Source organism: Bacillus sp. EB106-08-02-XG196 (assembly GCF_013396335.1).
Taxonomy (GTDB): domain Bacteria; phylum Bacillota; class Bacilli; order Bacillales; family Cytobacillaceae; genus Neobacillus.
Map to the genome: position 1 here is coordinate 265985 of NZ_JABWSY010000004.1, position 25174 is coordinate 291158.

A 25174-nucleotide genomic window follows, 5' to 3' on the forward strand; every position below is an offset into this window, starting at 1 on the left:
CACACAGACTCTCATCATTATATCGTGGCACATTTAAATCGTACAATAGATTGTTTTATAATAGCAGCTGCTGCCCTAAGTAAAAATTTTTTCAACATCAACGATAAACTTTGTAAGTATTGTTGAATGAATGCTTCCTTTATCTTTTGCAATATCATGTAGTCGGTATTGTTTATTGTCATCAAGGGTATATACTTGTACTGTATTTAGTATTGGATTTACAATCCAATACTCTTTTACACCATATTGCATGTACAGATTGAGTTTAAAAACCAAGTCATGGGATTGATTTGAAGGGCTGACAATCTCAATAATTATAGTAGGAACCCCAACATATTTTTCCTCATTTAACCCACTTTTGTCGCAGATCACTGACAAATCAGGTATCACAATCTTCGTGCCATCCATTTTCTCATGTGTCAATTCAACATCAAAAGGTGCATGAAACACTTCACATTCAGAACCATCTAGCAATTGAAAAAGCTCGGCATGTAAACGTCCAGAAATTCTTTGATGCTTTGTGGATGGAGAAGGTGACATAAAAATTACTCCATCAATATATTCCATTATTTGATCAGAATTCTCTTTTAGCTTATAAAATTCGTCCAATGACAGATTTCTTTTCTCTGGTAAACTCAATATTCTCACCCTTTCATCATAAAGAGTATTCCCTATTCTAATTATAGTACATTCTATAACCTAATACACTTATTGAATCAATAGTGGAAAAATACAGTGTAGCCATGCTCAGCAAGAATATAAGCAGCGCTTTCGGCTCTACCGGAAATCAATTCAGTAAAATTTGCCCCAATTAATAAACCAAAACTAAAAAATAAAGAGGCTGTGCCAAAAAGTCTTTTTAAGTCGACTTTTTGTACTGCCCCCTATTAAAGAATCAACCAACACCAAGCATTTTGTATTGTGCTTTTACCAATTCGTAGTAAACTCCTTGGTTACTCATTAGCATTTCATGATTACCCTGTTCAAGGATATTACCATGATCCATGACAATAATTTTGTCCGCGTCTCGAATCGTTGAGAGCCTGTGAGCAATCATAATCGCGGTTCGTCCATTTAATAATGTTTTTAATGCCCTCTGAATTTTTACTTCTGTCTCCGTATCAATACTTGCGGTTGCTTCATCGAGAATGAGAATTTTTGGATCCGCGAGTAAAGCCCTTGCGAAAGAAAGAAGCTGGCGTTCTCCAACAGACAAAACATTTCCCCGCTCTTCCACTTCTGTTAGATACCCATTCGGAAGCTGCATAATAAATGGATCCGCTCCTACAGCCTTTGCAGCTGCTACGACTTTCTCATCGCTTGCACTTGGGCTGCCAAAGCGGATGTTTTCCATGATCGTTCCAGAAAAAATAAACGTATCCTGCAGGACAACACTAATTTGCGAGCGCAAACTGGCAATAGAAATATCTTGAATCGGATAACCATCAATCTTAACAACGCCGTCCGTAGCATCATAAAATCGACTGATCAAATTCGCTATCGTTGTCTTCCCTGAACCCGTGTGACCGACAAGTGCACAAGTCTCACCTGCCTGAATCGAAAAAGTAATCCCATTTAAGGCTGTTCTTTTTTCATCATAGGAAAATTGTACATCTTCAAAATCAATACTGCCATTCACCAAAGGAAGCACCCGAGCGTTTGGAGATTCTGCGACAAGCGGACGTTCATCTAAAAACTCAAAAATACGCTCAGAAGACGCCATTCCAATGAGGAGCTGGTTATACAATTGCCCAAGACGCGAGATTGGCTCCCAGAACATCCCTAAATAAAAGGCAAACGAAACAAATTCCCCGATGGTGCTTTCTCCGTTCATCACAAGAAAAGCACCATACCAAATAAGAATCACCGTTCCGATGGCATTCGTCATTTCCACAATCGGACCAAACATCGCATTTTTCTTAACCGCTTGCTTCCAAATATCAAAGTTTTCCTGGTTCAATCCCTTAAAAAACTGGATATTTTCGTCTTCTTGAGTAAATACCTGTGTGACTCGAATTCCTTGAATACTTTCATTTAAATGAGAGTTAATCTTTGACTGCTTCAGCCGGACCATCTGCCACGATAATCGGATTTTTTTACGCAGACTTGTCGAAATGAAAAACATAATCGGTAATATAACCATTATCGCTAACGTTAGTTTAGCATTCAACGAGAATAAGATAAAAATGACCGCCACTAACAGCAGAAAATCAGTTAATAGATTAATAACACCATTGGTAAACAGCTCCTGCAGTGAGTTAATATCATTCATGATCCTTACTAGAATCGAACCTGCCGAACGCTGGTCAAAGAACCGGTGGGATAATGATTGGACATGGGTAAATAAATGTTTGCGTAAATCATAAATGACATTTTGCCCAAGCTTATTCATCCAGCGAATTCTTAAGGCATTGACCAAATAAGACAGCAAATATAATCCTGAAATGATGAAAACTAGATTCAATAGCAGTCCTGTATCTTTTTCAATAATCGCCCGGTCCAGTGTATAGACACCTATCAAAATCGGAATGATCAACCGAATTGCCGTTGACAGGATAACAGCAATCAACGAAAGCGGCAGATAAGATTTTGCATATGGTTTTACATATTGTAATAACCTCCATATTTGCTGCCAGTTAAACGCTTTATCGATCACTTGCTCATTGGAGTAGTTAAACCGCTCTAATATTAATTGTTTCTTACGCTTATCTTCCATTATTCCCACCTACCTTACTGCCTTTTCCATGATTGCAGCATGATCTTGATATTGAATATGATAAATTCTTTCATATGTTCCATGATTATTTACCAGCTGTTCATGTGTACCCCGTTCAACAATTTTTCCATTATCGAGCACTAAAATTTCATCGGCATGTTTTAACGACGAGATTCTATGTGCAATAATAAAGGTTGTTCTCCCCTTCATTACTTCCTGGAGAGCCTGCTGAATAGAAAACTCCGTTTCCATATCGACCGCACTTGTTGAATCATCCAATATGAGAATCGCAGGATCGGTACAGATGGCGCGGGCAATTGCAATCCGCTGCTTTTGTCCCCCAGATAGACCCATTCCCCTCTCCCCAAGCATTGTGTCATATCCAGCGGGCAGCTCCATAATGAAATCATGTGCATCGGCGCATTCAGCGGCGGCGATAATTTCTTCGATTGTGGCATCAGGTCTTCCATAAGCTATATTCGCTTTTATCGTTGATGAAAAAAGAAAGGTTTCCTGTAAAACAACCCCAATTTCGGAACGCAGCGTTTTCAAACGATATTCCTTGAGCGGACGTCCATCGATGAAAATCTTTCCTTCAGTTGGTTCGTATAAGCGAGAAAGAAGCTGGATAATGCTTGTTTTCCCCGAACCGGTTGCCCCAATCAAACCAATCGTTTTACCCGGATGGGCTTCAAAGCTGATATCTTGAAGGGCCGCCGTTCCTTCATTATGATAACGGAATGTCACCTGATCAAAAACCACACTACCTGTGATCTTTTTGATATTCTTGACATCCTCCCGATCATAAATCGTTTCATCGGCTTCCAGAATTTCCAGCAGCCGCTCGCCGGAAGCTTTCGCCTGAGAGAACATATTAATCGTGAATCCAAGGTGCATGATTGGCCACAAAATATACCAAATCAGGCTGTAAAAGGCGACAAGCTCACCTGGTTTTAAGGCTCCGTTGATGACTTGATAGCCGCCATATCCGATTAAAACAACAACAGAAATATTTCCAATCAGCTCCATCAGCGGAAAGTATTTCGACCAAACTGCTGCGGTATTTAGCTGTTTCGTCCGATAGTCTTGATTTGACTTTGTAAACCGTTCAATCTCTACTGCTTCTTTTGATAGGGCTTTAACGGTATGTATGCCGCTTATATTTTCTTGTACCTTTGTGTTTAACTTTCCAAATGATTCACGGATTCCGCGGAAAGCCGGGTGTACGTCCTTATCAAATTTATAAACAACAATGCTGATAAATGGAAGTGCCGCAATTGTCACAAGCGTGAGTGAAACGGAATAATTAAACATCACAAATAAACTAGCGGTGACAACAATGACAAAGCGGAGTACCTCACTAAAACCGAAGGATACAAAAAAGCGAAATCCTTCTACATCTGCGGTCAAACGAGACATCAGATCCCCTGTCTTCGCATTATCATAATAGCTAAACGACAGCCGCTGCAGTTTTTCATATAAGGTATTACGCAGGTGGAAAACAGATTTAATTCCGAACATATCCGCCAAATAATGTTGAATAAAAGCGGACAGTCCTTTTATCGCCATAATTGCAATAAATCCTAAAGAAATCCAAGGTACCAAATCATATCGGTTCCCAAGAACTACTTCATCAATGGTCAGTTGCAAAATCATTGGATAAACTACTGTAATTCCAGCTATCAACACCAAGAAAAGCATCGACCAAATGAAATCCTTCTTATAAGGAAGATAAAACGACTTTAGTTTTTTAAATATTAACATTACTACCTCCTCTTAAATTAAAATTTCCCTTAGCTTACTGTGAAAAGGACTTCGGGTAAATATGTAAGATTTATTGGAATTGTCTGGCTAAATCATTACTCAGTAAGCCTATAAATGATGATATGTCATTTTTGCTTGAGTATGTAATTTTCTGGTTTTTATTTGGTATAAGAGGGCTTAAGCCACAAAACTTAAGCCTTTGAACATTATTGTCTCTTTTTTTGTAACCCATCCATACTCCGGTTAATTCGGCTTAGCCTTGTTTCTATTATTTAAACACTGGCAGCCATTCTCCATGTGCTTCGATTAAGTCATCGCACAATGAAACAATATCGTCTAATGATAATTCCGCTGCTGTATGCGGATCCAGCATGGCGGCCTGGTAAACATGTTCTTTTTTCCCCGTAACCGCAGCTTCAATGGTCAATAGCTGGGTATTGATATTGGTTCGGTTTAGTGCAGCAAGCTGTTCAGGAAGTTCGCCCATATAGCACGGTGTTATTCCGCTGCGATCTGAAACACACGGAACTTCTACCACTGCCTTCCGAGGCAGATTACTTATTAAGCCGCCTGTATTTAAGACATTGCCGCCGAACTTAAATGGAATATTACTTTCCATAGATTCAATGATTCTTGAACCATATTCATTCGAACGCACATGAGACAGATTTGAATTACTTGTTAGTTCTTCACGCATTCCCTCCCAGCCGCGGATTTGATTTTCACAGCGTCTTGGATATTCATCAAGCGGAATATTGAATTTTTCAATTAAATCCGGGTATTGACGTTTAATGAAATAGGGATGATATTCCGCATTATGTTCAGAAGATTCAGTCACATAAAACCCGAATTTGTCCATTAACTCAAAGCGAACCATATCGGGATGCTTAGGCAACTGCCTCTGTTTAGCAAGTTGTTTAATTTCAGGGTATAAATCTTTTCCATCCTTCTTTACCTCAAGCAGCCAGGCCATATGGTTAATTCCGGCTATTTTCTCGGTAATACCTTCATGCTCCATTCCCAATGATTCGAATAGATCCCTTGTGCAGGTTTGGACACTATGGCATAATCCGACCGTTTTCACGTTTGTATGGCGAAGCATCGCACCAGTTAAAGCGGCCATCGGATTTGTATAATTTAAGAACCACGCATCCGGGCACACCTCCTCGATATCCTTAGCAATATCAAATAAAACTGGAATGGTGCGTAATGAACGAAATATCCCGCCAATTCCAACCGTGTCTGCAATTGTCTGGCGGAGACCGTATTTTTTCGGTATTTCAAAATCAATGACTGTACTCGGTTTATAGCCGCCAACTTGAATGGCATTTATCACATATTTAGCTCCTCGTAACGCTTCCTTTCTGTCTAAATAGGCTTTAATATGAATGCTTTTGTTATAACGATTTCTCAAATTCGTCAGCATAGCCTCTGATTCTTTTAGGCGTTTTTCGTCAATATCAAATAAAGCGAACTCAAATCCCTCAAGGGCTGATACCATTAAGCAGTCCCCAAGGACATTTTTAGCAAAAACCGTACTACCTGCGCCTACAAATGTAATTTTCGACATTTTTTTAACCCCCTGAAAAAAATTGTCATAAATGTTGTTGTACAATTGGACCATTTAAAATAATAAAAAACTGCTATACTCATATTATGGCGCTTACATTATTTCTACAATGGTAATAACTTGCGAATGGAGGGTAAATTATTGTCTAGTCAAAAGTATGGTAATTATGGGTTTCGTTTTCAGGATATGCCCCAAAATAATATAGCAAATATCTCATCAATTGGATGGGAGCTTCAAACTTCCATTGATTATTACTGGGATGGGATGATGAGAAAGGATATTCAAGGGGTAGAAAAATATGTTTTTCAATATACCCTCTCCGGTCAAGGTGCCATTACCTTCGAGGATCAGCGGTACCCATTACATCGCGGCGATGCATTTTTTGTCCAACTGCCAAGTCAGCATTGTTACTTTCTTCCCGAGAGCAGTGCAAGCTGGGAATTTATTTATATTACATTAACCGGAAGTGCTGCCGCTTCATGCTGGGATTTTATTCATGTTCATGCCGGGAAGACTGTAAATATTCCTCCAGAAGCAAATCTGATTCAACTATTGTACAGCCTGCTCCAAGAAACAAGAGAACATAAAATGATTGATGCTTATCTTTCTTCGGCTAGAGCATACGAATTTATCATGGAATGCTATCGTTTTACAAAAAACCTGAATTCTGCCAATCAAGAAATGCCTGAACCCATGTTGCGGGTAATTACTTATCTTCAACAACAATATGGGGAATACATTTCCGTTGAAAAAATGGCGGCAATAGCTGGGCTATCAAGCTATTATTTCATTAAACAATTTCGGAAGTACACCAATACGACGCCGTCACAATACTTAACGAAAGTCCGAATCAAGAAAGCTTCGGAAATGCTTCGTCATACCGATTTATCGATAAAAGATATCGCCGCTAAAACAGGATATGAAAATGCCAACTATTTCAATAAAGTCTTTCGAAAAATTACGGGTTTTTCTCCAGGAGAATTTAGAGAAAGCCGAATAAGCAATCTGGATTATTTAATCCTGTAGTAAAGGGTGCCTTTGATTTTCTTTTCTCTGGTTTCTAATGATTTCGATGTTCTGTCGTCAAGCAGCCAATGCACATTAAATCCACCCCTTATTCCGTGAAAAATAGAAAGCCCTGACGTTGGTATCAGGGCTACAGTTGTTTTCAATTACTCTATATTTTGACTTTAAAAACAGCTTTTCTCACCTTTTCGGAACCATTAACCATCATTCCAGCCATATGGGCATCTTGCGGATAGCAAATGATAAAGTCACCTTTTTCAAGCTTTACCTTTGATTGCAGGCTTCCTTCTAAAAAATAAATATCATCCTGCTTATTGTAGTCTTCTTTGATTTTCATTCGATCAAAAAGTTCATACCCGATGAATTCATTTCCCTCGACGATGACTTGGATATCGATATATTTTTTGTGTGATTCCCACACACGCTCTTCGACACTTTTTGTTTCATATTCAACGAGATTTAAGAAAACTTCTTCTCCTTCTATTTCATAGAAGCCTGGCTCCAACTGTTCAAGGTTCGTGTTTTGGATATAGTCAAAGGCTTTATCGAATTTCTCATTGAGCCCTTTGTAAAAATTGAAATTGCTAATATGATTAACGATCATGGTGATTGCTCCTTTTTAGACGGGTTTCTCCCGCAAGTTATCCTAATACAGGCTGGTCCACAAACCTTATACTTTCTTTATGGTCATGTAATTCCAATATGACAATTTCGTTTTCACCCTTTTGCAAAAATGGAGCCGGAACATAGAGGGTTTGCTGCGGACCGATTTCCCAGTAACGGCCAAGATTATGACCATTCACAAAGACGACCCCTTTCGTCCACCCAGACATATCGATAAACGTATCGGCCGCTTCATCAACATGTAAGGATCCCCGGTGAAGATAAGGATGGTTTTTTTTTGCCTCATCACTGTTAAACACTAGCGGACTCAAATCGTTTAACGGTAATGGATATACAGTCCAATCAAATAAAAATTGGTTGCCTGCTCTTACACCTTGGGTAATCCCTTTAAAATCATTAAGGAACGGACCATAATTAACTCGGCCCATATTTTCAACAATAATCTGCAGTTTTGTTTCTACCTCGGTAATATCAACCTCAATACTTGAACGGCCGCCAATTCGCTCGACTAAGCCAGCATATTCACCGTTCAAATAAATTTGTCCGCGGTCATGAATATCCTGAACGGTAATCTTCTGCTTCCCGTAAGCACCTTTAATCATCGTTTCATAGACAATGAATCCATAACCTTGCCCATACTCCTCCATTGTTAAAGGAGTTCGGCTCTCTAGTGGACTTGAAAGTTGATTTAATGAATCTAGCAAAGCAACGCGCTCCCCCAAAATGACCTCACCATACTGTTTTTTTAGTGTCACAGGAGGTAATTTCATTTCTGGCAGCTCGACGTATTTTTCAAACGTCTTTCGCACCGCGAAGAACTTTTCTGTTACATCCCCGGATTCTGTCAACAAGCCATCATAGTCATAGCTGGTAATCGTTGGCTGATAAACTTCCTCATTATGATTGGCTCCATTAAAGAAACCAAAATTCGTCCCGCCGTGGGCCATATAAAAATTGACAGAACCATTTTGCTTTAGAATACTATCCAATGTCTCGACGACACTTTCAGAGGAACGCGTATGATGCTCCTCACCCCAATGATCGAACCACCCATGCCAAAACTCCATACACATCAGCGGTGCGTTTGGCTGAAACTGCTTTAATTGTTCAAATGCGCTTTCTGCTCGTGAACCAAAATTGACGGTTTCAAACACGCCTTCAATCATCCCGCCATTCAGCATACTTGGTGCCGGACCATCAGAAGTAAAAAGCAGCTCCTGACCAATCCGTTTTTGGATACTGTCCCGCATATATTGCAAATACTTTTGATCATTTCCATAGCTGCCGTACTCATTCTCAACCTGGATGGCAATAATTGGGCCGCCATTGGAACGCAGCAATGGCTGCAATCGTTCAAATAACACATCGAAAAACACATCTACTTTTTCTAAATACGGTTGATTATAACAGCGTAGTTGAATATTCGGTACCGTCAATAACCAATAAGGGAAACCGCCAAACTCCCACTCGGCACAAATATATGGACCTGGTCTGACAATGACATGAAGACCAACTTTTTCAGCCGTTTTGATGAAAGTTTCAATATCAGCAATACCCTCAAAAACAAATTGTCCTTCCTCAGGTTCATGTAAATTCCATGCCACATAGGTTTCGACCGTATTAAAGCCACATTCTTTTAACTTTATTAAACGATCCTCCCAGTACTCCGGCACTGTACGGAAATAATGCATCGCCCCGCTTAATAGTCGAATTTCTTTGCCATCCAATATGAAGGAGTTTTGATTATAGGTTAATGCTGACATACTACACCTTCTCTCTTAATTTTTTCATTAATCTGTTCCCTTTTTTGAAGGTACCACTCTTGGTCTTGAGGATATTGTTCAAAGGTTATTTCATAATCCAATCCGTCTTGCAAAAGCGCTAAAACTTGTTCTCTTCCAACGACGCTTTCCAGCAATTGAAGCGCTCTCAAATCTTGTAGTGCTTCATTCATTACCTCGAGTCTTATCGATTCAATCGGACCATCTTCACCGGGATAAACGAGAAAAGCGTCTCCGGAAGGGAATGCATAATTGGCATCAGTATTTTTAAATGGATCAATCGCCTTTTTTGAATATTGTGCATACCAAAAATTATATCCCCAATGAAGAAAGCCAGCGATTTTATATTTATATAGCTGGATACCTAAAACCCGATTACGAAACGATGGCATCGAGAAAAAGCGGTTTGCCACCTTTTTATATTGGGCACAGCAATAATAGGTCCAAAGATTTTCTACTCCATTCTCTATAAAGGCATTGATATGATCATTGGATGGAATCGGATTTTTGACAATGCCTTTTTCATAGAAGGTATAGTCTGAAAGCGCGTCAATAATTGGAAAATCCTTTAGTAATTCTTGCAGGATTAAACTAGCATTTTTATAAGATTCAACCTGTGTCAGATGCGGCTCATCCGAAACATGGAAAAAGCATTGATCTTCTAATTGATTCTGGTTAATAAATTCTATCAAACTAGGAATAAATTGCTGCAGAAAACCTCGATATTCTAGACTCATTGCATCCGTTTCCCAGCCAAATAATTGTTTCAATTCTCCATTTTCATATCCAACTATTTTCGGCGCATGCTTTGCTCCCCATTGGGTAAAGAGATGAGAAAACTCAAAATACTTTATCCCTTGTTTTTTACATAAATCAACCCATCTTTTTAGCTTTTCAAATTGGAAAGTGTACGCTTCACCTGACTTTTCTACATCAACAAGCTGCACAGTCGGCCGCTCTCCCCCGACCTCCGTATCTAAAGGGGGTGTAAAGATTGGTGTAAGAATCATATTCATTCCATGCTTAGCTGCAGTTCGAACAAATTGCTCAATTCTTCTCCAATGCTCTCCACTAAAAACCTCTACATTATAAAGAGTAGCCAGACAATCCGTATGGAACCATTCAGTATGGATTAATTTTTGTTGAGGCAGTTCGGCGGCAATAACCTCTAATTCAAAAATCTCCTTACCAAGGTATTCCCCGTTTTTCTTTTCAAAAATTACTTCAATTGGATGTCTGCCTGGATTCACATCTCCCTGAGGATCGACAGTAATCCAAATCGCACGCCACTGTTCTGGAAAGGCTATTAAACCCTCTATATCATCAATCGGATAAAGGGGATCCGGATATAATCCTGGTGTGGATTTAAGAATGAGATCATCATGATCGTGGTAACATGGCAACTCAGATGGAACAAGCCCCACAGAACGGATTGTAATCTTCTCATTAAAAGCAGAATTTACTTGCACTCTAATGTCTTTTAATAGTGTTTTAGATTTATAGGCAATCTGAAAAGAGTACGCTTCATTTAACAGCGCTGAACCTTTGTTAATCGCCTTATCTGTCAGTTCTTGATCAGCAAAAACTTTTGTTAAAGAGCTTAAACTTTTTGTTAAAAATTCCCGTTCCACCAAATTATTCCACCCTCTCAACCTAATTTACATAAATTATAACACCGCAACTTGTTGTGTCAACCCAACAAGTTAGGCTTTGATACAACTTTCTTAACATTCACTCTGTTAGACACAGCTGTTGATTGGAGCGAAAAAGCTTTTTCTCCAATCAACAGAGTTATAAAACCTACTTTAACAAAGTCTATAAGTAGAAAGATTTATATAAAAATTATTTTAAAGTAAATGAGTATTGATACGTTTGATCAGAAAATAGTGTGAATTCAGGATGCGTCTTTGCAGCCCAAGAATCATCTCCGCCGACACCCATTTGCTTATGATTTACACGTAAATACGTTTTTGTTCTTTCAGGCAATTGATACGTATGGCCTGCTTCCTGCAATTCTGTGGCAGAGTAAGCACCCGCATTCATTTCGAGTAATGAATCACTCGTAACGTGGAGCTTCACCCCAGCACCATTGTCAATTACAAACGAACGAACATCAATTTTATTCCCATATTCCTGCGGCTTTAAATACGGTATGAATTCATTTTCCACTGTTGATGAGTAGAGGCCAATTTTCGCACCTTTTTCACGGTCCCAATAATTTTCATGAGGGCCTTTTCCGTACCAAGAAAACTCTTCGAACGATTTGACTAAAGGAAGGATCATCCCGATTTCCGGAATCTCAGGTAAGGATTCACCAGGAAGTAGTTCAAATGCTACAAGGATTTCTCCATCTCCTGTAATTTCATAATGAATCGTACATCTTGATACAGGAGAGGTTTGTAACTGTAGAACCGTTTCTATTTGAACCGTTTTATCCAGTTCCTTTACATTCATCTGCTCTAAAACAGCATTCCTTCCTGCATGTTCCCATATTCCTGCACGATCTCCTAATTTATTCCCGCGGTCATTATCGGTTAGTGCCCGCCAAAAATTGGGTACAGCTGGTTCAGCTAAAACCTCTACACCCTGTTTCATGAATGAAGTAATGAACCCGGATGTTTTACTTACGGTTATGGAGAATGTCTCCCCCTCCACTTTTACTTGCTCATTTGTTTCCTCTATGTTTTTCAAGGAAAGACTTGGTACTGATTGAACATAGATTCGATCGGTTAGGACAAATTGATCAAAAGCAATTTCATAACCCTTTTCGGCCCAAAGACTATCTTTCATCGTGTGGAAGCTGATGGTTATAATATATTCATTACCTTCCATGACATAGTTTGCTAGTACATCTTTAAGGTCAATCGTTACAGATGATAATGGCTTACAGGAAACACTTATGCTGTCACTCGCTATTTCTTCCCCATCTTTCAGCATTGTCCACCTTGCTTCATATTCATTAACATCTGTAAATAAATTCTTATTGATGACTGTAAATTGATCATTCTCCAATATGACATCAATCGGTTGATAGCATTTTTTCACTTCATAAATTTTCGGTGTTAACGTCCCATCTGCGAATAACAGACCATTACCGCAGAAGTTACCATCGTGTGGTGATTCACCAAAATCACCGCCATAGGCTAAATACGTTACTCCTGTTTCCGTTGTCGTTTGGATGGCTTGGTCTTTAAAATCCCAGATAAACCCGCCTTGTAAAATCGGATACTTGTTAAATAGATCGGTATATTGATAGAGATTCCCTACGGAATTTCCCATCGCATGAGCATATTCACATACAATATAAGGCTTTGCTGGAATTTCACTCTGTTCTGCATTTAAGGCATATGCTTCCAGCTTTGATGGATGCTCATACATCATGCTTTCAATCTCCGAAGTCTCACTTGATGCACGATAATGGGCCACCCCTTCATAGTGAACAAGACGCGTTGGATCCTCTTCCTTCATATAATTCTTCATTTTAATAAAGTTGGTTCCGCCGAAAGACTCATTTCCAAGCGACCAGATCACGATGGAAGGATGATTCTTATCACGGTGCAGCATCGAATGGCAGCGATCGATTACATTCGCGGTCCACTCTTCCTTATCTCCTGGAACGGTATCAAGGATTTCCTTTTGACCATAAGTCCAGGAACCGTGTGTTTCTAAGTTTGCTTCATCGATAACATATAAACCATATTGATCACATAATTCATACCAATAAGGATGGTTCGGATAGTGGGAAGTTCTTACGGCATTAATATTATGCTTTTTCATTGCGAGTACATCTTGAAGCATATCTTCTTTCGTGACAGAACGGCCTCGAAGATGTGAAAACTCGTGGCGATTGACTCCATTAAACAGAACCCTTTTTCCATTTACCAACATCAGGCTGTCTTTAATTTCGATTTTCCGAAAACCAACTTTACAGGTTTGCGCTTCTATTATAGTGCCGTCAGAGTTTTTCATGGTAATGACAAAGGAATAAAGTGTTGGCTTCTCTGCACTCCATAAGGAAGGGGATTCTAAATGTTTTGAAAAACACAATTCGTTTTCCTCTTCATTTTGCAAATACTGTTCTGCAATCACTTCACTAAATACTTTGCTGCCATTTTGATCAAATAAATGTGCTTCGATAGATACTGGCTTATCAAAAAGACCAGCATAATTAGATACTTTCAAGTTTACAAGAAGCTCTGCATCCACATAGTCAGCATCCAAATTCGTTTGTACAAAATAATCAGAAATGTGGAGGACAGGTGTGGAATATAAATATACATCCCTGAAGATTCCACTTAAACGCCAAAAGTCCTGGTCTTCTAACCAGCTTGCATCACTCCAGCGATAGACCTCAACAGCAAGCTTATTCTTTCCTTCTATTAAATAGGGAGAAATATCATACTCACTCGGAGTAAAACTATCTTCACCATATCCAACGAGGTCACCATTTACCCATACGTAAAAAGCGGACTCCACTCCTGCAAAATGTAGATAGACAGGCTGGTTTTCCCACTCTTTTGGAATACTAAAATAGGTAATGTATTGACCAACAGGATTGTATTTCGTTGGTGCAAACGGAGGTTTTAATTCTTCTTGGTTTTCCCATGGGTACCGAACATTCGTATATTGCGGATAATCATATCCTTGGAATTGCCAATGGGAAGGTACTTGAATCGGTTTCATTTCACTTTCATCGAAACCATCTTTATAAAAATCTTTACTTCTGTTATCAGGATTCTTTGAAAATAAAAACTTCCATTCACCATTCAATAATTTGCAGAATGGTGACTCCATACGATCAACTGCTAATGCATCTTCTACTGACAAAAACGGCATACTTGTTGCATGGGCAGGCAAACGATTTAATTGAAAAATTTCAGGATTGTTATTCCATTCTGGATAACCATTACGAGGTGGTCTATAAACATACTTTTCTTTAGCTTTTAACATAGGTGCTTTCCTCCTTACTCAGTCAAACTCTCTCGTTGAGAATTCAAAAAGTGGTAAACCGCGCCAATCATTCCGGCATGATTGGATAGATTAGCAAGAACAATTTCCGAATTCTTGTTAAAGGAAGGTAACAAATATTTTTCGACTTCCTCTTTTACTTCCTGCAAAAACTTCGCTCCCCGAGCCGTAATGCCGCCGCCTATGATGACTTTTTCCGGGTTAAAAATATAAATAAGATTCGAGATGCCCATCGCTAAATAACGGAAAAACTGTCTGACAGCCATCTGAATCTCCTCATCACCTTGGTCATATAAATCAAAAATTTCTTTTCCGGTCCATTGACGTTTTTCTTTATAGTGATTGGCAAACTGAATTAATCCAGACACTGAGGCATTTTTTTCAAAGGGTTCTCCGTCAACAAGCATATAGCCCCATTCCCCTGCACTGAATGAATGCCCCGAATACATTTTCCCATCAATCACAATCGCTCCGCCGATGCCTGTCCCCACGGTCAATGCAATGAAATTGCTTGAGCCGTGATCACCAAGCCACATCTCACCCAGGGCTGCACAGTCTACATCGTTTCTCACTTCAACTGGAAGTCCGAGGGCCTCACTGACAAGCTTCTTGATTTCGACACCCGTATACTGCGGGATTGTATCACCGGCAGCTACAATCATTCCCGTATGGAAATTAACTTGTCCGGCTGTGCTGATGGCTATTCCACTGAGGGAATGGTCCGCCACAATGCTTTTACCTGCTGCAATTACTTTATCGATGATCGCCCGGCCGCCTTGATGGGCTTCGGTATCCATCATAAAGTGAGAAAGAATATCCCCTTTTTCGGTCACAATCCCATATTTAATTTGTGTTCCTCCGATATCAAAGGCCAGATAATGCTTCATTCTTAGCGAATTCCCTCCGCAAAAGCTTTTGTGATTAATTGCGGTCTTGAGATTGCGCCACCTACTACTATCGACCAAGCACCTAATTCCAGCATTCTGCGTGCTTGCTCTGGTGTTTGGATGCGGCCTTCGGCAATGACTGGGATTGGTAATCGTTGGGAAAGCTGTTCAACTAATTCAAAATCTGGATCATCTTGTTTTGGACTGTCATTCGTATAGCCGGAAAGGGTCGTAGAGACCATATCTGCACCGCATTCTAGCGCATATTCGGCATCCCTGATGGTTGCAATATCCGCCATTACTAACGCATTACTATGTTCATGAATATAGTCGACTAAATCCTTTAAGCTTTCCCCATTTGGACGCTTGCGATAAGTGGCATCCAGCGCGATGACATCAGCCTCTACAGCCAATAGTTCCTTTACCTCTTTAAGGGTTGCTGTGATAAAAACCTCACTGTCTGGATAATCACGCTTGACTAATCCAATGACTGGTAGTCCGGTTTGGCGTTTAATCGCAGCGACATCAACTGCAGAATTGCTTCGAATGACCTTTGCTCCGCCTTCCTTGGCTGCCTGAGCCATTTTCGCCATGATTTCAGATCCGTGAAGCGGCTCGTGTTCAAGCGCTTGGCAAGATACAATTAAATCTTTGTGTATAGTCGTGAAAAAAGGATGATTGTTCATGTGATGATCTCCTTATCGTTTTATTATTTAAAGTATTTTGTCCTTCATAAAGCTTATGAAGGACAGGTGTAAAAAGAAGGCGCTATTAAGATACTTTTTCCACTTCTTTTGTATAGGTGCTTATCAATTGCTGGATATGATCATTTAACTCTGACAAGGAAGCATGATCCTGCTGAGCTACTGGTAATAAAGGAAGCCTTGGGGCACCCGTTTCAATATTTCGTAAGGATAAAATATACTTACAAGCACCGTATAAAGATGGATAGCTTAATAGCTTTTTAATCACGCTATTAATTTCAAATTGTAATTGCTGTGCCTTTTTGATTTCATTGGCGCGGTACAATTTGTCGAGTGAACAGAATAGTTCCGGCATAACTCCGTATGTTCCGCCAATGCCGCCATCTGCACCCATAATCCTGCCGCCTAAGAATTGCTCATCCGGTCCGTTATAAACGAGGAATTCCTTTCCTGCATTCGCTTTAAATTGTTGTAAGTCAAAAACACTTTCTCCAGACATTTTAATCCCGATTACTTTTTCTTGGGCAGCCATTTTTTGAAATAGAGATTGAGTCAAGTTAAATCCTGTTGTTTGTGGGATGTTGTAAATAATAAATGGCAAGGAGGTGCTGTCAATCATTTCCTGCCAATGCTTTTCAACCGATTGCTCAGATAAACGGTAATAGATTGCTGGAACGGCTGAGATCGCATGGGCACCGCATTTTTCTGCGTGAATGGCTAGCTCCTTGCTTTCTTTTGTAGAGTTTGCCCCGACATGGACGATAATCGTTAGCTCTCTGCCAACCTCCTCTGTAACAGCTTCTACTACTTTCTTTCTTTCTTCCGCTGTTTGCAGGATCCCCTCACCAGAGCTTCCTCCTACATATAAACCTGTTACTCCGCTATTTACATAAGAACGAGCAAGCTTTTTCACTCGTTCCTCACAAACCTCGCCTGCCTCATCATAGGCCGAATACATCGCAACAAATACACCTTTAAATTGATCTAAATCCCAAGCCTTCATGTTGGTATCCCCTTTTTGGACTTTTTATAGTAAAACTAGTATTTGTACTTCTGAAAATTTATCTATTATTCTACGAATATATTTGCTCTAAACTTGATTGATTTGGTTTATGTCTTCCTTGCTCAATCTGGACAACTTTCCCTCCTGAGCGAATCGATTCCGTTGCTGCACAGCCAACGGCTACACTCATACGGCCGGCAAAATGCGTTGTTAAAGGCTGTTTATTATATAAAACTAAATTCACAAAGTCCTGACAGATGCGTGGGTCTGCTCCGCCATGAGTCCCAGGCATTTTCTTCATTTCATACGTGATATCACTCATTTCCTGCCACGACCCAGATTTTCTCGTTTTTACGTAGATCTTGTCATTCACATCATCATTTTCGAGACGGCCTTTTGTTCCAATAAAGGTATAATTCCGTGAATAGTCAGGTGTAAAATGACATTGCATATAAGAAGCCTTAATACCGCCTTCTAATTCCATAATCAGCATATTATTATCTTCTACATCAACTTCTTGTCTGAAGGCACACTGTGTTAATGTTTGTAAACTAACATCCGAACAAGTATCTTTGATTTCGCAATCCGGGCAATGCAGGTCATTCGGCTGATCGCCGCCATAATAATCAAGACTGCCAAATGCAGAGACTTTTGTTGCATAACTGCCTGTCAGCCAATGAATCACATCAATATCATGAGAGGCCTTTTGTAACAATAATGATGTTGTATTTGCTGCAGTACCGTGCCAATCATGGTAATAATAATAGCCTCCAAGCCCGACAAAATGTCTGACCCATACAGCTTTAATATCGCCAATGACACCGGAATCAATGATTTCTTTCATGGTTTGGTACATGCTCATATAGCGCATATTAAAACCGATCATTAAATGTTTTCCTGATTTTTCTGCTTCATCGATAATTCTGTCGCAGCCCTCAGGGGTAATGGCCAAAGGCTTTTCACAATATACATGCTTTCCTGCCTGTAATGCTGCTGCTGCATGTTCTTCGTGTAAGTAATCAGGCGATAAAATCGCAACGGCATCGATGTCTGCCCTTTCAAGCAGTTCTTTATAATCGGTCGTTACAAATAAATCTTGATCAATCTCATTTTTAAATTTTTCCAGTGCTTTCACAGACACATCTGCTGCGCCAACAACAACTGAATTCCCCTCAGGGTTATGCCAATATTTCGCAATCGTACTCCTTAAGCCTGTACCAATTACACCGATTCTTAACTGTGTCATGATATCCACCTTTTTAGATCAAGTTTTTATAATAAGCTCTTTTCTTAAACTTTGTTGCTTTTTTGGAACAAAATTTTAATCATTACGAAAACAGCCTTATACTAAGCCATTATTTATCTTTTCTAATTTTGAAACCTTTTGTTCCAGTCTCGTAAAGGCCGATTTCGCCATCCACATTAGTCCAAACGCCAGTACACTGAAACTAAAAAACGGAATAAGTGCTGGAACCAGAACCATCACCATGCAGAAGCCTGCAATAAGCGCAGCCATACTTAGACAATGAAATGGATTTGATATAGCAATGATTAGTGCATACTTAACAACATTAATCAGTTTGATGTCAAAATGAACATAGACTGGAATAATAAGCAGGGCAGTCATCAAATAAAGGATGCCTACAATCCACACGGCAATGAGTAATACAAGATCTATCATTCCCTCTCCCCCTTTGAACAGTTGGAAATAATAATAGAGACTCAAGCCCGTTAACGTGGTAACCCAACCTAGTAAATTGGTCTTTAGAAAGCCTTTACGGTACATATCCCAGAATGTTCGAAAAATAGGAAACTCCGTTTGTTTATTGAGCCATTTTCGGCAAATAGCAAACATCGAAAAGGTTGCCGGGAATATGCCTCCAATAACCAGACCCACAAGACAGAATAATATCCATATTAATTGAAGGACAAAGAACCTCATTATCCATTCCATGATTGTGTTTAACTTCTCCATGTAGCCAGCATGAAACATATTCCCACCTCTTTTTAGATTTAAATTAACTTGGTACTTCTTTCTTGCTGGTGATTGCTGCATTCGCTTCGATCAACTGTTGAAAACGATCAGCGATGATTTTATCGCCTTCTCCATTTGGATGCAGCCCATCAGGCAAATATTTTTCAAACTCTTCTCCAAACATTTCAAGTCCGTCTATATAATAGACGTTTTGATCACCATGACGCTTTAGCATATCAATGACTTGAACGATTTCAGTTCTCACTTTTTCCAGTGACAACCCAACTTCATTTTCGTTTTTTTCTCTCTCCCTGTGAAAAATAGGAGAAATCACCACCAGTGGCACATCCTTGTGTACATCACGAATCGTTTGGATAAATCCAATTAATGCAGGCGAAAAGGTTCTTTCCGATAATGTATTTCCACCTACAATATTGATTCCTGCACATATCGAAATAAAATCAGCCGGCAGATCTCGAATCATTCTAGCTACCATCGGCTCTAGATGGCAATTTCCGCTATATCCAAGAGATGTAAGATTTAAATCCATCTTATTAGCAGCTAGTGCCGGCCACGTTTGTGAAGGACTATCTGAATAATAGCAATGAGTGATAGAACTTCCATACGTGATCCAGCGTAAACGGGAATCTTCGACTAATTCCCACTCTGCTCCTTCATCAATCCAAATTCCTGAAATCGGGACAGGCAATCTCTGGGATAAATAGATTTCAAACAACTTTGATTGACCAGGAAGGGAATCAAATGAAACCATTGTTTCCCCTGCTGAAAGGTAGACAGTTTTTACTAGAGTACCGTCAATCAAACAATCCATCTCCATGAATTCCGTTGCTTCTGCAATTTCAATCTTTATGGATTGGGTATTGCTTCGAAGTTTAATCCGAACACCTGCCGGCAGCTCCGCTTGACCGCTAATGCCATTGGGAGGGAAAAACTCCTTCTTGTCGAAAGGGATTCTCCAAGGCTTCATATACTCTTTCGTTATTTCCAATGAAACAGCTCCATGAAAAAACTTTTCAGATAATGGTACCTGCTGCACGTTCATTCCTCCAATTGTACCTAACTATGACTTTAACCAATCTAGCGAAAACTTAGCAAACTGAATGTCCATGTTATTCCAATCAGAGTAATCATACACCCGTTCATACAGGACACCAATTTCACCGTTTTTAAGGACCGTTAAGCAGGAATAACCATAGTAGCCTTCCTCAACAACTTTACTGTATGGCCATGTTTTACCGCCATCTTCACTCAAGCGAACGGTTCCTTTTACTCTCGTTTTTTCATCAGCAGGATTGGAGAATAAGACCCGTACCTTTCCGTCTCCTAAATCTGGATAAAGGACAACACTTGATTGGCAAATTGGATCAATTAATGTCTCATCAAACGTTACTTCACCCCATGTTTCGCCGCCATCCGTACTAGTTGTAACAGCGGTTCTTTGCAGCCCATAGTGGTTTCGCAAATAGTATTTCAATTCACCTGAAGGTAATTGAATGACTTGGGACTCCGTCAAATATTGTTTTCCTTCTGAAATCGTTTCGGCAGAGAGAACCTCACCATCCAGTTCCCTTCCGTCATTTGGCGATTCACCGCGCTGCCACGTAACACCGTGATCATCGCTATAAATACAAGCACAAGACAGAGCTCCCGCTTCATTGGAGAAATAGATTGGGAACACTAATCGACCTTTCTTTTCTCCGTGCTTCAGTTGAATACCGCAGCCCGGACCAGATCCAATAAACTTCATCCATTCTTCCTTAACCGAACCATTCAATTCTTTTGGTTTGGACCAAGTAAGTCCGTCGTCATCACTTTGAATGATTTGTAAAAAGCATGTTCTTGCTTCTAGTAAACTTTCATTCTTGTCAATTCCCTTTTTAAAATAAATATTTCCTTTAGCTTGACCATCATTGAAAACATAACCATTGTTGTCAACTGTATAACTCGTTACATTGTTTTCTGTATCATAAACGTTTCCTGATTGGGATAAAAAGTAAACATTTCCTTCGTTATCAAATAATTTTCTGCGTCCATCTGTATCAAAACCAATTCCCGGTTCACTATTCCATAGACCAATTCCACCTGGTGAATGGCAATAGATCATAAAGATGGTTCCTGTTTCCTCATCTTGTACAAGTGACGTATCAATTGCGGCAGCTCCGTCTAAACCTTCACCTGCAAATGCGACTAATTTTTGGACAGGTCCCCACGTCACACCATTGTCGTCACTGCGTCGGATGGAAGCATCGATTTGGTTTGGATTGTCTGTTTGATCGACAATTCTGGCATCAATTCCTGCAATAACCGTTCCCTTCGTTGTCGTTATCATTGATGGGATTCGATAAGCCTTTGAACCCGCAAGATTTGGATAAAAAATTGCTTCTGCTTGAATCGTTGACATATTTATTCCCTCCTAATCATGTAATTCCAAATAAATGTGGGTACCATAGCACCCACATTTATTTTTTTTATTATTGCTTTAACAAATCGGATACCTTTGGAGCTTTTTCCAACTCAGCAAGGATTTCTTGTCCACCATTATTCTTCCAATTTTCAACATAAGAATCCCATTCTTTGTCGATATCAACTTCGCCAACGATCGCTTTCATTCTAAATTCGGCTACGATTGTATCAAGCTGTCCTTTATAACGCTTTTCAAGTTCCTTAATATTTGTTTCGTTAAATAAATCCCATTTATATGGACGAATCATCATTTTTTCTTTTACATCTTCACGGGCATATAATTCATTTTTTACCTTCATTGTATATTCAGATTGGAACCAGCCTACTCTTTCTTTATCATACGTACGGAAGTTATAAGCCCAGAAGCCAGAATTTCCTTCTTGCTCTGCAAATTCAGGACGTATTTTCAGAGCTGACTTTTCTGGTTCCCCTTCCCAGTCAGAGTGCACGCCAACCTCTCCATATAATGTCCATCTTGCATCATTATCGAAGTTAATATAATCAAAGATTTGCAGAATTCTCGCCAATTCTTCATCTGTTACATCTTTCGAAACATAGAAGGCATCTGCTAAATTTCCAACTGGAATAAATGCTCCTTCACCTTGTTGTCCATCCTTGCCAATTTCCGGTGCTGTCGCAAGTAATTTTGCAGTAGAATCTGGATTTTCAACGATGTTTTGCGGTGCACGTCCTTTTGCCCAGTCATCCATTGCAATATAAGAAGGCTGTGCTACATAGTATCCGACTTTTCCTTGCTTGTATTTTTCCCAGCTCTTTTTATCATCAAGAGTAGTAAATTCAGGGTCAATTAGGCCCATGTCATACCATTTTGCCATTTGTTTTAAGAATGCTTTATAGTTTTGTGAAATCTCCGTTGAAACGAGCTTTCCATCTTCCATTAAGTTAAACGTAGGAGCAATTCCGAATGAACCCATTAATGTATGTGCCCAGTTCGTATTATTATTCCAAGGTGAAATTCCGTACGTATCATCCTTGCCATTACCATCAGGATCGTCAAACGTAAAGGCTTTCAAAATCTCTTCCATTTCTTGAATTGTGTAAGCACCATCAGTATAGTAGATTTTTTCACGACCGCCGCTTGGACCTACTTGCTTGATTTCACCTGGTGGCCTAATTCCTAATTTCTCCATCCAGTCAAGACGGAATGTTGGCCCCCAAACTAAACCATCGACATGCGCATATTGGCCAATTAATGCTACGTATTCATTGTCTGTTCCTTTTTTAAGGTTCATCTTATCCCCAGAAGGATTTTCAGATAGCATCTTCATATATAGAGGTGCATATTTTTCAAGCATTTCTTTTGGAATCGTTCTTGTTAAGCCAGAATCGTATAATTCTTGTGCTGTCTTACCGCCTGCCGTAAAAGCAAATGTATCAGGAAGATCCCCGGATGCAACCATTAGGTTGACTTGGTCAGCATTCCAAGTATCCGTTTTCGTATTTTCAATTTTGACATTAAATTGCTCTTCTAATTTCTTTTGCACATAGTTTCCATCTTCAACCTTTCCTCTTGTCACAGATCCTGAAAGATTCAATGTTAACTGATCCTTGAAATCTCCGGCATCAGGTAAGCTTTCTACAGAAACTTTTTTCTCTTCTTTACTTGCTTCCTTACTGGAGCATGCAGATGTGAAAAGAAGTGCGCCAGAAACCGCTGCTACGGAAAGTGTTTTTGCAAACTTTTTCATTAATAATTCCTCCTATTATCCTTTTAATGAACCAATCATAATACCTTTTATAAAGTATTTTTGGACGAACGGATAAATTAATACGATTGGACCAATCGAAATCATAACTGTTGCTGCACGCACGTTGCTCAGTAACAATTCTGAACTTGCCATACCGCCGCCGCCGACTTGGGCATTTTGGTTATTGGAAAGATCCATTGCCGTCAACATGTCTCTTACCACAATTTGTAATACTGTTTTTGCATCATCTTGAATATATACCAAGGCATGGAACCATTCATTCCAGTGGTAAACCGCTGCCCAAAGTGCTACGGTTGCAATAACAGGCTTGGATATCGGAATAATAATCTTTGTCAAGATTATAAAATAATTCGCTCCATCAATCAGTGCAGATTCTTCAAGTCCCTTATCAATGGTCATAAAGTAGTTACGCATGATGATGATAAAGAATACATTGACTGCTGAAGGTAGAATCAATGCTAGACTATTGTCGATTAACCCAAGATTTTTAATTAATAAGTAATCTGGAATCATACCGCCAGAGAAGAACATCGCAATCAAGAAAAAGATTGTAAAGACATTTCGATATGGCAGATCTTTTTTTGAAAGCGGGTACGCTGCCAATATCGTAAAAGTAACAATTAAAAATGTTCCGGCAACAGTACGTATGATTGTATTTAAATAAGCAATCCCGATGTTATCGTTTGATAACATATATTTATAGGCATCTGTAATCCATTGATCAGGCCATAAATTCACCCCAAGACTTGATGCTGATTCAGCACTAGAGAACGATAAAACGATTGTTTGCCAAAAAGGGTATATTACAAGAATAGAAAATAGTACGAACCCCGTAATATTAAGAATATTAAACAGTGAGATTTTTTTACGAGCTTTTAGTTCCATTTTATATCCTCCTTTCTACCATATTCCATGTTCGCTTTTCCTTCGAATAATAGCATTTGCAGTAAGTATCAGTGTAATTCCGACTACGTTTTTAAATAGTCCTACTGCTGTTGCATAATCAAATTGGAATTGTTCCAAACCGCTTCGATACACATACGTATCAATTATGTCAGCAACTTCATATACTAATGGGTTGTACAAGTTAAGAATCTGGTCGAAACCGGCGTTCAATACACTTCCAAGTCGAAGAATAAACATGATGATGACCATTGGCATAATCGATGGAAGTGTGACATGGATCATTTTGTGGAATCTGCCTGCCCCGTCCATTTCAGCTGCTTCGTACAATCCTGGATCAATGGATGCAATTGTTGCCAAATAGATAATGGCTCCCCAACCAAGCTCTTTCCACATATCGGTTAGGATTAAAATTGGAATGAAGGCTGTTTTGTCCGACATAAAATTAATTGGGTCTCCTCCAAAAAGGGTAATAACATAGTTAACAATTCCTCTTTGTGGTGAAAACACTTCAATGACCATTGCCGATAAAATAACCCAGGACATGAAATGTGGTAAATAGGAGATCGACTGACTCACCTTTTTAAATTTCTCACTTTTAATTTCATTTAATAGAATTGCAAAAATAATCGGTGCCGGGAATACAATGATAATTTTTAATAAACTGATGAACACTGTATTTTGAAATGCTCTTAAAAATAAGAAATCACTGAACAACCTTTTAAAGTGTTCAAAATTATTCCACGGACTGTCCATAATACCTAAGCCTGGTGAAAAGTTTTTAAAGGCAATTATGACCCCATACATTGGGATATAATTAAAAATAAATAACATCACCATTGGAATAAGCATCATCACGTAAAGCGATTTCATTTTTTTCACACGGATCCATTTTTCATTTACTTGTCGCTCAGGTTTTGTCTTAATTCTCTCTAATGTTGTTTGCATTATATTTCCTCCCTTCTTTATTGAAAAACTCTTGAAAACGTTTCCTATTATTAGAATAATATAATTCCTAAATTAATAGTTTTAAATTCTT

Annotated in this window: 19 protein-coding genes; 1 reads left to right on the plus strand and 18 read right to left on the minus strand. The window is 39.2% G+C overall.

Translation table 11 applies throughout. The annotated features are described in order from the left end of the window. Nucleotides 1–75: 75 nt before the first annotated feature. From MLOOGBEN_RS08630 to melA, 4 genes are all read right to left on the minus strand, one after another. Nucleotides 76–639 carry a Uma2 family endonuclease gene (locus MLOOGBEN_RS08630; RefSeq protein ID WP_179157844.1) on the minus strand — a complete coding sequence of 188 codons (564 nt, stop codon included), beginning with the start codon at nucleotides 637–639 and terminating at the stop codon, nucleotides 76–78. A 256-nt stretch (nucleotides 640–895) separates the two neighbouring features. After that, complete coding sequence (locus MLOOGBEN_RS08635; RefSeq protein WP_179157845.1) at nucleotides 896–2716, minus strand: ABC transporter ATP-binding protein; 1821 nt, start codon at nucleotides 2714–2716, stop codon at nucleotides 896–898. A gap of 9 nt (nucleotides 2717–2725) precedes the next feature. Further along, complete coding sequence (locus MLOOGBEN_RS08640; protein WP_179157846.1) at nucleotides 2726–4480, minus strand: ABC transporter ATP-binding protein; 1755 nt, start codon at nucleotides 4478–4480, stop codon at nucleotides 2726–2728. A 268-nt stretch (nucleotides 4481–4748) separates the two neighbouring features. Beyond that, nucleotides 4749–6050, minus strand: a complete 1302-nt coding sequence (gene melA, locus MLOOGBEN_RS08645) for an alpha-glucosidase/alpha-galactosidase (RefSeq protein ID WP_179157847.1) — start codon at nucleotides 6048–6050, stop codon at nucleotides 4749–4751. A 141-nt stretch (nucleotides 6051–6191) separates the two neighbouring features. Between melA and MLOOGBEN_RS08650 the strand changes: the two genes are divergently transcribed. Continuing rightward, nucleotides 6192–7076 carry a helix-turn-helix transcriptional regulator gene (locus tag MLOOGBEN_RS08650; RefSeq protein ID WP_256988994.1) on the plus strand — a complete coding sequence of 295 codons (885 nt, stop codon included), beginning with the start codon at nucleotides 6192–6194 and terminating at the stop codon, nucleotides 7074–7076. A 151-nt stretch (nucleotides 7077–7227) separates the two neighbouring features. On the opposite strand, the gene MLOOGBEN_RS08655 is transcribed toward MLOOGBEN_RS08650, so the two are convergent. The 14 genes from MLOOGBEN_RS08655 to MLOOGBEN_RS08720 form a co-directional block, all read right to left on the minus strand. Further along, a complete protein-coding gene (locus tag MLOOGBEN_RS08655) occupies nucleotides 7228–7680 on the minus strand; it encodes a NanQ anomerase/TabA/YiaL family protein (protein ID WP_179157849.1) in 453 nt (150 codons plus the stop codon). 37 nt (nucleotides 7681–7717) lie between these two features. Continuing rightward, the gene (locus tag MLOOGBEN_RS08660; protein ID WP_179157850.1) at nucleotides 7718–9463 is read right to left on the minus strand and encodes a glycoside hydrolase family 35 protein; all 1746 of its coding nucleotides are present in this window, start codon (nucleotides 9461–9463) and stop codon (nucleotides 7718–7720) included. Further along, nucleotides 9451–11112, minus strand: a complete 1662-nt coding sequence (locus MLOOGBEN_RS08665; RefSeq protein ID WP_179157851.1) for a DUF4091 domain-containing protein — start codon at nucleotides 11110–11112, stop codon at nucleotides 9451–9453. Before MLOOGBEN_RS08665 ends, MLOOGBEN_RS08660 begins: the two co-directional genes overlap by 13 nt. A 211-nt stretch (nucleotides 11113–11323) precedes the next feature. Continuing rightward, nucleotides 11324–14431, minus strand: a complete 3108-nt coding sequence (gene lacZ, locus MLOOGBEN_RS08670; RefSeq protein WP_179157852.1) for a beta-galactosidase, LacZ type — start codon at nucleotides 14429–14431, stop codon at nucleotides 11324–11326. Between the two features lie 14 nt (nucleotides 14432–14445). Further along, complete coding sequence (locus tag MLOOGBEN_RS08675) at nucleotides 14446–15336, minus strand: ROK family protein (RefSeq protein ID WP_179157853.1); 891 nt, start codon at nucleotides 15334–15336, stop codon at nucleotides 14446–14448. 2 nt (nucleotides 15337–15338) lie between these two features. After that, the gene (locus MLOOGBEN_RS08680; RefSeq protein WP_179157854.1) at nucleotides 15339–16022 is read right to left on the minus strand and encodes an N-acetylmannosamine-6-phosphate 2-epimerase; all 684 of its coding nucleotides are present in this window, start codon (nucleotides 16020–16022) and stop codon (nucleotides 15339–15341) included. 85 nt (nucleotides 16023–16107) lie between these two features. Next, the gene (locus MLOOGBEN_RS08685) at nucleotides 16108–17043 is read right to left on the minus strand and encodes a dihydrodipicolinate synthase family protein (protein WP_179157855.1); all 936 of its coding nucleotides are present in this window, start codon (nucleotides 17041–17043) and stop codon (nucleotides 16108–16110) included. 70 nt (nucleotides 17044–17113) lie between these two features. Further along, the gene (locus tag MLOOGBEN_RS08690) at nucleotides 17114–18289 is read right to left on the minus strand and encodes a Gfo/Idh/MocA family protein (protein WP_179157856.1); all 1176 of its coding nucleotides are present in this window, start codon (nucleotides 18287–18289) and stop codon (nucleotides 17114–17116) included. Between the two features lie 96 nt (nucleotides 18290–18385). After that, nucleotides 18386–19018 (minus strand): YesL family protein, encoded by a 633-nt coding sequence (locus tag MLOOGBEN_RS08695; protein ID WP_218781106.1) that lies wholly within the window; start codon nucleotides 19016–19018, stop codon nucleotides 18386–18388. 43 nt (nucleotides 19019–19061) lie between these two features. Continuing rightward, nucleotides 19062–20081 carry an SGNH/GDSL hydrolase family protein gene (locus MLOOGBEN_RS08700; RefSeq protein WP_179157858.1) on the minus strand — a complete coding sequence of 340 codons (1020 nt, stop codon included), beginning with the start codon at nucleotides 20079–20081 and terminating at the stop codon, nucleotides 19062–19064. An 18-nt stretch (nucleotides 20082–20099) separates the two neighbouring features. Next, nucleotides 20100–21440, minus strand: coding sequence for a sialidase family protein (locus tag MLOOGBEN_RS08705; protein ID WP_179157859.1), 1341 nt, complete (start codon nucleotides 21438–21440; stop codon nucleotides 20100–20102). A gap of 70 nt (nucleotides 21441–21510) precedes the next feature. After that, nucleotides 21511–23211: a type 2 periplasmic-binding domain-containing protein gene (locus MLOOGBEN_RS08710; protein ID WP_179157860.1), complete on the minus strand. Its 1701-nt coding sequence runs from the start codon at nucleotides 23209–23211 to the stop codon at nucleotides 21511–21513. A gap of 15 nt (nucleotides 23212–23226) precedes the next feature. Beyond that, nucleotides 23227–24117, minus strand: a complete 891-nt coding sequence (locus MLOOGBEN_RS08715; RefSeq protein WP_179157861.1) for a carbohydrate ABC transporter permease — start codon at nucleotides 24115–24117, stop codon at nucleotides 23227–23229. 15 nt (nucleotides 24118–24132) lie between these two features. Next, complete coding sequence (locus MLOOGBEN_RS08720) at nucleotides 24133–25083, minus strand: ABC transporter permease (RefSeq protein ID WP_179157862.1); 951 nt, start codon at nucleotides 25081–25083, stop codon at nucleotides 24133–24135. Nucleotides 25084–25174 lie beyond the last annotated feature (91 nt).

Bases quoted from the DNA above. Each gene is read 5' to 3' on its own strand.
- MLOOGBEN_RS08710 (WP_179157860.1), bottom strand. From the start codon at position 23,211: ATGAAAAAGTTTGCAAAAACACTTTCCGTAGCAGCGGTTTCTGGCGCA.
- MLOOGBEN_RS08680 (WP_179157854.1), bottom strand. From the start codon at position 16,022: ATGAACAATCATCCTTTTTTCACGACTATACACAAAGATTTAATTGTA.
- MLOOGBEN_RS08635 (WP_179157845.1), bottom strand. From the start codon at position 2,716: ATGGAAGATAAGCGTAAGAAACAATTAATATTAGAGCGGTTTAACTAC.
- MLOOGBEN_RS08700 (WP_179157858.1), bottom strand. From the start codon at position 20,081: ATGAACGTGCAGCAGGTACCATTATCTGAAAAGTTTTTTCATGGAGCT.
- MLOOGBEN_RS08720 (WP_179157862.1), bottom strand. From the start codon at position 25,083: ATGCAAACAACATTAGAGAGAATTAAGACAAAACCTGAGCGACAAGTA.
- MLOOGBEN_RS08655 (WP_179157849.1), bottom strand. From the start codon at position 7,680: ATGATCGTTAATCATATTAGCAATTTCAATTTTTACAAAGGGCTCAAT.
- MLOOGBEN_RS08715 (WP_179157861.1), bottom strand. From the start codon at position 24,117: ATGGAACTAAAAGCTCGTAAAAAAATCTCACTGTTTAATATTCTTAAT.
- MLOOGBEN_RS08660 (WP_179157850.1), bottom strand. From the start codon at position 9,463: ATGTCAGCATTAACCTATAATCAAAACTCCTTCATATTGGATGGCAAA.
- lacZ (WP_179157852.1), bottom strand. From the start codon at position 14,431: ATGTTAAAAGCTAAAGAAAAGTATGTTTATAGACCACCTCGTAATGGT.
- MLOOGBEN_RS08690 (WP_179157856.1), bottom strand. From the start codon at position 18,289: ATGACACAGTTAAGAATCGGTGTAATTGGTACAGGCTTAAGGAGTACG.
- MLOOGBEN_RS08675 (WP_179157853.1), bottom strand. From the start codon at position 15,336: ATGAAGCATTATCTGGCCTTTGATATCGGAGGAACACAAATTAAATAT.
- MLOOGBEN_RS08695 (WP_218781106.1), bottom strand. From the start codon at position 19,018: ATGGAGAAGTTAAACACAATCATGGAATGGATAATGAGGTTCTTTGTC.
- melA (WP_179157847.1), bottom strand. From the start codon at position 6,050: ATGTCGAAAATTACATTTGTAGGCGCAGGTAGTACGGTTTTTGCTAAA.
- MLOOGBEN_RS08685 (WP_179157855.1), bottom strand. From the start codon at position 17,043: ATGAAGGCTTGGGATTTAGATCAATTTAAAGGTGTATTTGTTGCGATG.
- MLOOGBEN_RS08705 (WP_179157859.1), bottom strand. From the start codon at position 21,440: ATGTCAACGATTCAAGCAGAAGCAATTTTTTATCCAAATCTTGCGGGT.
- MLOOGBEN_RS08640 (WP_179157846.1), bottom strand. From the start codon at position 4,480: ATGTTAATATTTAAAAAACTAAAGTCGTTTTATCTTCCTTATAAGAAG.